Below are 8,654 nucleotides of genomic sequence, written 5' to 3' on the forward strand. Positions count from 1 at the left end.
CTCGACAGGCATTTCGTCGCAAAATCAGTGGATTAAGCACTAATTGGTTCAGCACCCGCAGGATCGGGCTTCAGTTTGTTACCTTGGTGCCGACTCTTAAGAGACCCGATGCATTCAGGAGGGGGAACCGTGAATCTGTACATCAATCAGCTTCAGAAGAAAGCTGACTTCAAAAGCGCCATCTACGCTGGCGATATCTTCCTGAACACCCAGCTCACTGCAGCAAAGGAACTCTGTGCCTTTGCCCAGGAAAGCATCACCGCCGCATTTGACGGCGAGACTGACCACCAGGCCCTGCACCGCCTGATGCCGGTGGAAGAGTTCGTGGTGCTGGTGACCCGGCTCAAAGGCCAGTTCACCAATAGCCTGCGGGCCAAAGAGTTGATCCGTGGTTTCACCGAAGAAATCGGTGCGGCCCCCGAAGAGTTCATCTTCGACGTGCCGCGGATTCGCGTTGTGCCCAACTACGATTACCTGCACGCCGGCGTCAGCTACGCCTACAAACCCCATCGCGACACCTGGTACGGCGGCGTCGACTGCCAGATCAACACCTGGATGCCGGTCTATACGATCCAGCCGGACCAGACCATGATGATCAACCCGGCGTACTTCGATAAGCCGGTGAAAAACACCTCGGCGCAGTGGAGCCTCTCCGACTGGATCGGCGTGCAACGCCAGCGCGCCAAGGACAACGTCAAGGAAGAAGCCCGTCAGCACCCGGTGCCGACCGAGGACATCGACGCAGCGTCCGAGATCCGCATTGCCGGCAACACCGCCGACATGCTGATTTTCTCGGGTTCACACCTGCACGGCACGGTTCCCAATTACACCGAACAAACCCGCTTCAGTGTGGATTTCCGCCTGATGCACCTCGACGACCTGAAGCACAAGCGCGGCGCGATTAACGTCGACAGCGCATGCCCGGATGTCGGCGCCGGCTTCAAAGACTATTTCCACGCCCACGACTTCTCGAATTTCCAAGGAATCCAATCATGACCAAGCGTCGCATTACGCCTGCCGAGGCCCAATACAACGAAACCCGCGCTGGCGTCCTCAAGCGGGTCGACGCCGAGTACGTGGCCGATGCCCCTTACGTGTTCGCCAACCGCATCGGCGTGACCGCTGCGCTGTCGCGCATGGAGCTGTTCAAGAAGGTCGCCGAAATCCCTGGCGCGATCATCGAGTGCGGCGTGTACAAGGGCAACTCGCTGATGCTTTACATGCACCTGTCGATGATCCTGGAACCCTACGCGATCAACCGTTCGATCGTTGGCTTCGACACCTTCGAAGGCTTCCAGAGCATCAACAAGGACGAAGACCCGGCCGACGTCAACGAGAGCATGTTCTCCGACACCGACCAGTCGCTGATCCAGGACATGATCGACGCCAACGACCTGCTGCGTCCGGTCAACCGCATCCCGCGTTGCGAGCTGGTCAAGGGCGATATCTGCAAGACCGCGCCGGAGTGGGTCAAGACCCGTCCCGACCTGGTCGTGGCAATGCTGATCCTCGACACCGACCTGTATGAGTCGACCAAAGTCGCGCTGGAAACCTTCCTGCCGTACATGCCAAAAGGCGCCATCGTGGTATTGGACGAAGTTGCCTACCGCAATTTCCCGGGCGAAACCAAAGCCCTGCGCGAAGTGTTCGACCTGAACAAGATCGAGCTCAAGCGCCTGCCGTTCGACTCCTGCGTGGGTTACTTCCACATCTGACGCATCCTCCCTTGTGGGAGCGAGCCTGCTCGCGATGAGGCCATAACATCCGACATCTATGTCGACTGTTCTGCCGCCCTCGCGAGCAGGCTCGCTCCCACAATGGATTTGTCGTTCTTCAGGCCAAGGGCTGGATCACCTGCCCCAGCCAGTCCATGAATGCCCGCACGCGCAATGGCAAATGCCGTTGCCGGGCATAGAGCAGCGAAACCTCCATCGACGGTGCGTTGAACTGCGGCAAGACCGCCACCAGTTCACCGCTGAGCAGGTACGCCTGCATCCCCATCAGCGGCGCCTGGATCAACCCGAAACCACCCAGACACGCAGACTCGTAAGCGTCGGTATTATTGACCGTCACACTGCCGGCCATCGGCATTCGATGCAGCTTGCCCTCCTCCTCGTACACAAAACCTTCCGAGCGCGCGCCCAGTACGCCGACGTAATGGACCAGCCGATGCTGCGCCAGGTCTTCGAGCCGCTGCGGCACGCCATAGCGCTGCAGATAGGCAGGACTGGCGCAGTTGACCATGGCAAAGTCGCACAGGTGACGAGCGACCACCGATTGATCCGGTTGCGCACCGACCCGCAGCACGCAATCAAACCCTTCGCTGAGCAAATCGACCCGGCGGTCGGTGCTGCTGATTTCCAGTTCCAGATGAGGGTGCCGGGCCATGAATTCGGGCAGGCGCGGCATCACCACCCGACGGGCCAGAATGTTCGGCATGTCGATGCGAATCCGCCCGGTCAGCGAGGCTTCGTCCTGGCGAAACAGCCCTTCGATTTCATCCATGTGCGACAGCAAGTCCTTGCTGCGCTCGTACAACACCAGCCCGTCCTGAGTCGCCTGAACCTTGCGCGTGGTGCGTTGCAGCAGGCGTGTACCAAGCAGGGTTTCCAGGGCCTGGACGTGTTCGGAAACGGTGGAACGGGGCAAGCCGAGGCTTTCGCCCGCGAGGGTGAAACTCGACATTTCGCTGACCCGGACGAAGGTGCGCAACAGTTCCAGTTTATTCATGGGGCCAACTCTCTATTGTTCGGCAATTCCGACCAGTGATTCCGATTACAGCCTGTTTATCACCACAAGGCGGATAAATAAACTTTCTCCCATCGTCACTCACTGCTCTGGAGAACCTCCCATGAACCGCAAAATCGCATTAATCACCGGCGCCAGCCGTGGCCTCGGCAAAAGCACCGCCCTGCATCTGGTGACTCAGGGCATCGACATTATCGGCACCTACAACAGCCGCGCCGATGAAGCCCAGGCGCTGGTCGCGCAGATCGAAAGCCTTGGCGGTCGCGCTGCGATGCTGCAACTCGACGTCGGCCGGAGTGAAGGTTTCGGTGCCTTCACCACAGAGGTCGGGAAGGTCCTGAAAAATCACTTCGATCGCCAGCACTTCGACTTTCTGATCARCAACGCCGGGGTCGGCGTGCACGCGAACTTCGCCGACACTACCGTCGAGCAGTTCGATCTGCTCATGAACATTCACCTGAAGGGACCGTTTTTCCTTACACAGAACCTGCTGCCGCTGCTGAATGACGGTGGCCGGATCATCAATATTTCCAGCGGTCTGACCCGATTCAGCCTGCCGGGTTACGGCGCCTATGCAGCGATGAAAGGGGCGATGGAAGTGCTGACGCGCTACCAGGCCAAGGAACTTGGCGCGCGCAACATTACGGTGAATATCCTGGCACCGGGCGCCATCGAAACCGACTTCGGCGGCGGTTCGGTGCGCGATAACGCGGACATCAATCAACTGGTGGCCAGCAATACGGCACTGGGTCGCGCCGGCCAACCCGATGATATTGGTGCGGCCATTGCCCTGCTGCTGACGCCGGGCAGTCAGTGGATCAATGGGCAGCGGGTCGAAGCTTCGGGTGGGATGTTTTTGTAATCGGGATTAAAAGATCGTCCGAAGGCTTGGCTCGCGTTCGGACGATACGGCTTTTATCCCTCACAAGACTGGCGCATCAGCACCCGCTCACGCACCACGTCATAAACCCAGTGGTAGACGTAGGTGTACGGCAGGAAAAACAGCAACACCCCGATGTCCAGAATCAACGCCTGCAACAGGCTGACGTTCAGCCACCAGGCAATCAGCGGCACACTGACCGCCACCAGCCCCCCTTCGAACAGCAAGGCGTGCACGACTCGGGTTGCGGCACAGGGGACAAGCGCCAGGTGCTTGAGCAGACGGTCGAACAGGCCGTTGAACAACACGTTCCAGGCCAAGGCGATCAGACCGATGGCAATGGTCACCGCCCCCATCTCGACCATCGGCTTGTCCATCAGCCACGCCAGCAACGGTRTACACAACATGACCGCCAGCAGCTCGAAACCAATGGCCTGAAAAACACGTTCGGTAAAGGATTTGTTGGTGCTCATCATCAAGCTCCCTGGGTGAATGTGGTTGCCATCATCCATCACCACACCGATACTTCATAACCAGTAACCATCGATCAAGGCGATAGTTCATGGCCTCACATGAAGTGCTGCTGGCGTTCGTCCAGGCAGCGACCCAAGGCTCGTTTTCTGCAGCGGCGCGCAAACTCGGCAAGAGCCAGTCGACCATCAGCGCGGCCGTCGCCAGCCTGGAAATCGACCTGAACGTGACACTCTTCGATCGCAGCAGCCGCAAGCCCAGCCTGACCTCCGCCGGGCATGTCATGCTGCAACGCGCCGAAGACATTCTGACCGCCACCAGCCGCCTGGAAATGACCGCCGCGCAACTGTCCCAAGGCGTTGAGGCTAAGCTGACGGTGGCGATTTCCGACACCTACCAGTCCGATCGTTTTGAAGCGGCATTGAGTGAATTCGAACAGCGCTACCCGGACCTGGAACTCGAATGCCTGATTGCCGAGTGCGACGATTTGATCGCCCTGGTGCAACGCGGGCGCGCACATATTGCCTTCGCCGAAATGCAGTCCGACTACCCGGCCGACCTGAACAGCGCGACGGTCGACGAKCGCACGGAAATTGCCTTGTTCGTGTCGACCGAACATCCGCTGGCGGCGCTGCAAAAGGTCGATAAGGAAACGTTGCAGCAACACCGTGAATTGCGCCTGGCGACCATCATCAACCCCTACGAAACCCGCGCCCAAGGCCGGGTCTGGTCGGCGCCCAGTTACCTGATGCTGCTGGAAATGGCCCAAGGCGGTTTTGGTTGGGCGCCTTTGCCGCGCTGGCTGGTCGAGCGTTTTGGTGCGGGCTCGTTGCAGGAGCTAAAGGTTCGCGGCTGGCCGAAACCGGTGGCGGTCGATGCGCTCTGGTCACGGCTGCATCCGCCTGGGCCGGCGGGGAGCTGGTTGCTGGCGAAGATGCTGGAGTGATACATGGTGCATCTCGCATCTCGCATCTCGCATCCACATCTCGCATCCATATCCCGCATCCGTAGCAGCTGCCGAGCCTGCGAGGCTGCGTTCGAGGACGAAGTCCTCGCAAATCCTGTGCACGCGGTTTGCCTGGAAAAGCGCGTTGCCTGATTTCACGACCGCTTCGCGGCCGAACGCAGCCTCGCAGGCTCGGCAGCTGCTACGGATACGGGATATGGATGCGAGATGTGGATGCGGGATGCGGAATGCGGAATGCGGGGGTCGGATACAGATACGGATGAGGTATGCGGTGCGACCATCAATTGAGTTCACTCAACCGCCGCTCGATAAACCGTCGCTCCGGCTCTTGCCGGGTCAGTTCAAGGGCGCGCAAATAAGCCGCCCTCGCCTCTTCAACCCGTCCCAACTGCCGACAGAACTCGGCGCGCGCCGAATGGGCCAGGTGATAGTCAAGCAGCTCGCCTCGCTGCAGAATCCCATCGACCAGCGTCAACCCCGCCAGCGGCCCATCGCGCCGGGACAGCGCCGCCGCGCGATTGAGTTCAATCACCGGCGAAGGTTGCACCCGCAGCAACACGTCATACAGCCCGACAATCTGCGGCCAGTCCGTTAGCTCGGCCGTCGCGGCTTCGGCATGCACCGCCGAGATCGCGGCTTGCAGGCAATAAGGTCCGAAACCACGCGTGCTCAACGCGCGTTCGATCAAGGCACAGCCTTCGGCAATCATCCGGGTATTCCACAGTGAACGATCCTGCTCATCGAGCACGACCAACTCACCCGACGCCGAGGTTCTGGCCGGGCGTCGCGACTCATTGAGCAGCATCAGCGCCAACAGCCCCATCACTTCGGCCTCCGGCAACAGCTCCATCAGCAAGCGGCCAAGCCGGATCGCTTCGCGGGTCAGGTCTTCGCGAGTCAGCTCGCTACCGACCGACGCCGAATAGCCTTCGTTGAACACCAGGTAAATCACCCGCAACACGCTATCGAGGCGCTCGGGTAACTCGGTCATGGAAGGTACTTGATAGGGGATTTTCGCGTCGCGGATTTTGCTCTTGGCGCGCACGATGCGCTGGGCAATGGTGGACGGTGCAACGAGAAAGGCCCGGGCGATTTCCTCAGTGGTCAGGTCGCAGACTTCGCGCAGCGTCAACGGCACCTGCGCATCCGCCGCCAGGGCCGGGTGGCAGCAGGTGAAGATCAGTCGCAAGCGATCGTCTTCCACATCTTCAGTACTCCACTCGGTCTCTTCGAGTGCTTCCAGCTGTGCCACCAACGCCGCTTGGGAGGCGGCAAATCGCACCCGACGACGCAAACCGTCAATGGCCTTGAAACGCCCGGTCGACACCAGCCAGGCACGCGGATTATCGGGCACGCCATCGCGCTGCCAGCGTTCGACCGCGACAAAGAAGGCTTCATGCAAAGCCTCTTCGGCAAGGTCGAAATCCCCCAGCAAGCGAATCAGCGTGGCGAGGATGCGCCGCGACTCGTTGCGATAAACCGCCTCGACCAGCGCCTTGACCGACTCGCCCGACATCAGTTTGCCATGCCTGTGATCACCCTAGGTTCAACTCACGGACGGGCCGTACTTCAACGCTGCCGACCCGGGCGGCAGGGATATTACCGGCGACCTGAATGGCCTCGTTCAGGTCCTTCGCATCGATCAGGTAGAAACCGGCCAGTTGCTCCTTGGTTTCGGCAAACGGGCCATCGGTGATCGACAACTTGCCACCGCGCATACGCACCGTGGTGGCGGTCTGAACGGATTCCAGCGCCTCGGCGGCGAGCATCCGGCCGCTGCCCTGAACCGACTCGGCGTAGGCCATGCACTCGGCATCATGAGGGCTGTCGGGCGAGGTATGCAGGAGCCGTTCGTCGCTGTAGACCAAGCATAGGTATTTCATAAGACTCTCCGTCATCAGGCTGATCAACTATGGCTGCAGATTGAGCATCTGGCGAAAATCCCGACGATCAGGGCTGCCACTCGATCAGCGTCTGAACATCGTGAACTTTTGTGTGAGGACACCCCTAGTCGTCTGGCAACACACCAAATCGACCGCTCAAATAAAATAAATGTCGAAGAGACAAACTGGCTAAAATCCGCAGTTCACCTTTGTCGGACCACGGACACCGCCAGTGACGACCCAACTCGTTCCCTACGAACAGCTGACACCCGTTCAATGCCAGCAACTGGAAGCCATTGAGATCCCTGACCGGCAGAAGCAATTCTCCGGCGATATCGACATGGCCCTGCACACCTTGTTGTCAGCACCGCGCGACGGTATCAAGGGCTTTGCCCTGCTCGTCGATGAGATTCCGGTAGCGTTCCTGCTGCTCAAGCGTCCGCCGTTCCTGCCGCACTGGGCCCATGAAGACACCGCGACCCTGCACGCGCTACAGGTCGATCACCGCCACCAGGGCAAGGGTTATGGCAGCGCACTCCTGCAGGCCCTGCCACTCGCGGCGCGCCAGGCCTGGCCAGAGATCAAGGGGCTGGAGCTGTCGGTGGATGCACACAACGAATCAGCGCTCGGGCTCTACCTCAAGCACGGCTGGGTCGACAGCGGCAACGCCTACAAAGGCCGGATCGGTTATGAGCGGCGCATGGCCCTGGCGTTCTGAACAGCCGGCGACCTGTCATGGTGAGCTAAACAATGCTGACGACTATCGAACAACTTGAAGCGATTGACGCGTTCGGATTTGTGGAACCCGGAAAAGTACCTGGACCGCTCGGCCCTGCCCACCGCAGGCGCCTTTCACAAGCGCCTGAATGACGGCCAGTTCAATGCCGAGGCGTACGATCGGGAAGCGCCTGCTCGGGTACTCGACAGTCTCTACTGACCGTCCTGATACGACGACACCCTCATGTGGGAGCGAGCCTGCTCGCGATGAGTCCCTCACATTCAATGTAGATGCCGACTGTCAGTCCCCTATCGCGAGCAGGCTCGCTCCCACATTGGATCTCCACTGTCCTGACAGAACGTTGTGGGTTACAGATCCAGCGCCATTTCATGCCAGGCCATGCCGCCGTGATCGGACGCGGACACGTTGAGGTAGACAAAGCCAAACCCGGCATACAGCGGTATGTGCCGTTCCTTGCACATCAGGTTGATACGGACTTTGCCCAAATCCCGCATGCGGACAATGAACTCGCTCATCAAACGCTTCGCCAGCCCCAGCCCTTGGAAATCCGGGTGCACCACCACCGACATGATCACCACCTGCGGGCCATCCGGGTCATGGCCGATCATCTCCTTGAAAGCCTCATCCGCCATTTCCACCTGATACGCCGCCCCCGAATTGATAAACCCGGCAACGACACCGTCGACCTCGGCCACGATAAAACCTTGCGGCCAGGTGGCGATGCGCGTGGCGATTTTCTCGCGTGTGGCCGCTTCATCACCTTCATACGCTTCGATTTCGATGGCGAAACAGCGATCCAGATCAGCCGGCGTGACCTGGCGAATAACAGTCGTGGGGGAGTTCATGGCGTGGCCCGGTCAGCGAAAAAGAGGGAGCGAATCATAAATTAATAAGCACGGCATATCGATCATCGGCACGCCCGTAAAGCCTTCGTATAGCGGCTTTCTTTCGCACAAGGTTCGGGCT

The 8,654-nt window shown here is 59.7% G+C and carries 10 protein-coding genes and 1 pseudogene; 6 read left to right on the forward strand and 5 right to left on the reverse strand.

The genetic code is table 11. From position 1 onward, the window contains the following. Positions 1–129 precede the first annotated feature (129 nt). Positions 130–996: a phytanoyl-CoA dioxygenase family protein gene (locus AC1DH9_RS14750; RefSeq protein WP_427535996.1), complete on the forward strand. Its 867-nt coding sequence runs from the start codon at positions 130–132 to the stop codon at positions 994–996. Next, positions 993–1,715, forward strand: coding sequence for a TylF/MycF/NovP-related O-methyltransferase (locus tag AC1DH9_RS14755; RefSeq protein WP_347927793.1), 723 nt, complete (start codon positions 993–995; stop codon positions 1,713–1,715). The genes AC1DH9_RS14750 and AC1DH9_RS14755 overlap by 4 nt, the downstream gene beginning before the upstream one ends. A gap of 118 nt (positions 1,716–1,833) precedes the next feature. Here the strand turns inward: AC1DH9_RS14755 and AC1DH9_RS14760 are convergent, their stop codons facing one another. Continuing rightward, entirely contained in the window at positions 1,834–2,730 is an 897-nt protein-coding gene (locus AC1DH9_RS14760) for a LysR family transcriptional regulator (protein WP_427535998.1), read from the reverse strand. Between the two features lie 121 nt (positions 2,731–2,851). On the opposite strand from AC1DH9_RS14760, the gene AC1DH9_RS14765 reads away from it, so the two are divergent. Beyond that, complete coding sequence (locus tag AC1DH9_RS14765) at positions 2,852–3,610, forward strand: SDR family NAD(P)-dependent oxidoreductase (protein ID WP_477808345.1); 759 nt, start codon at positions 2,852–2,854, stop codon at positions 3,608–3,610. Positions 3,611–3,663: 53 nt separating this feature from the next. Here the strand turns inward: AC1DH9_RS14765 and AC1DH9_RS14770 are convergent, their stop codons facing one another. Then, on the reverse strand, positions 3,664–4,101 hold the full coding sequence (locus AC1DH9_RS14770; protein WP_477808346.1) for a multidrug/biocide efflux PACE transporter: 438 nt from the start codon (positions 4,099–4,101) through the stop codon (positions 3,664–3,666). Positions 4,102–4,190: 89 nt separating this feature from the next. Here AC1DH9_RS14770 and AC1DH9_RS14775 point away from each other — a divergent pair, with 89 nt between their 5' ends. After that, positions 4,191–5,045 (forward strand): LysR family transcriptional regulator, encoded by an 855-nt coding sequence (locus tag AC1DH9_RS14775; protein WP_477808347.1) that lies wholly within the window; start codon positions 4,191–4,193, stop codon positions 5,043–5,045. Positions 5,046–5,346: 301 nt separating this feature from the next. Here the strand turns inward: AC1DH9_RS14775 and AC1DH9_RS14780 are convergent, their stop codons facing one another. Continuing rightward, the gene (locus AC1DH9_RS14780; protein WP_427536006.1) at positions 5,347–6,582 is read right to left on the reverse strand and encodes an RNA polymerase sigma factor; all 1,236 of its coding nucleotides are present in this window, start codon (positions 6,580–6,582) and stop codon (positions 5,347–5,349) included. 19 nt (positions 6,583–6,601) lie between these two features. Beyond that, on the reverse strand, positions 6,602–6,949 hold the full coding sequence (locus AC1DH9_RS14785) for a YciI family protein (protein WP_427536008.1): 348 nt from the start codon (positions 6,947–6,949) through the stop codon (positions 6,602–6,604). A gap of 232 nt (positions 6,950–7,181) precedes the next feature. On the opposite strand from AC1DH9_RS14785, the gene AC1DH9_RS14790 reads away from it, so the two are divergent. Then, the gene (locus tag AC1DH9_RS14790) at positions 7,182–7,667 is read left to right on the forward strand and encodes a GNAT family N-acetyltransferase (RefSeq protein ID WP_427536010.1); all 486 of its coding nucleotides are present in this window, start codon (positions 7,182–7,184) and stop codon (positions 7,665–7,667) included. A gap of 57 nt (positions 7,668–7,724) precedes the next feature. Next, positions 7,725–7,886 (forward strand): annotated as a pseudogene (locus tag AC1DH9_RS14795) (pyridoxamine 5'-phosphate oxidase family protein); the annotation flags it as partial. A gap of 149 nt (positions 7,887–8,035) precedes the next feature. Here the strand turns inward: AC1DH9_RS14795 and AC1DH9_RS14800 are convergent. Continuing rightward, on the reverse strand, positions 8,036–8,533 hold the full coding sequence (locus tag AC1DH9_RS14800; protein WP_427536012.1) for a GNAT family N-acetyltransferase: 498 nt from the start codon (positions 8,531–8,533) through the stop codon (positions 8,036–8,038). Positions 8,534–8,654: the final 121 nt, after the last annotated feature.

Source organism: Pseudomonas sp. 05T35, assembly GCF_056396605.1.

Bases quoted from the DNA above. Each gene is read 5' to 3' on its own strand.
- AC1DH9_RS14755 (WP_347927793.1), top strand. From the start codon at position 993: ATGACCAAGCGTCGCATTACGCCTGCCGAGGCCCAATACAACGAAACC.
- AC1DH9_RS14760 (WP_427535998.1), bottom strand. From the start codon at position 2,730: ATGAATAAACTGGAACTGTTGCGCACCTTCGTCCGGGTCAGCGAAATG.
- AC1DH9_RS14780 (WP_427536006.1), bottom strand. From the start codon at position 6,582: ATGTCGGGCGAGTCGGTCAAGGCGCTGGTCGAGGCGGTTTATCGCAAC.
- AC1DH9_RS14785 (WP_427536008.1), bottom strand. From the start codon at position 6,949: ATGAAATACCTATGCTTGGTCTACAGCGACGAACGGCTCCTGCATACC.
- AC1DH9_RS14800 (WP_427536012.1), bottom strand. From the start codon at position 8,533: ATGAACTCCCCCACGACTGTTATTCGCCAGGTCACGCCGGCTGATCTG.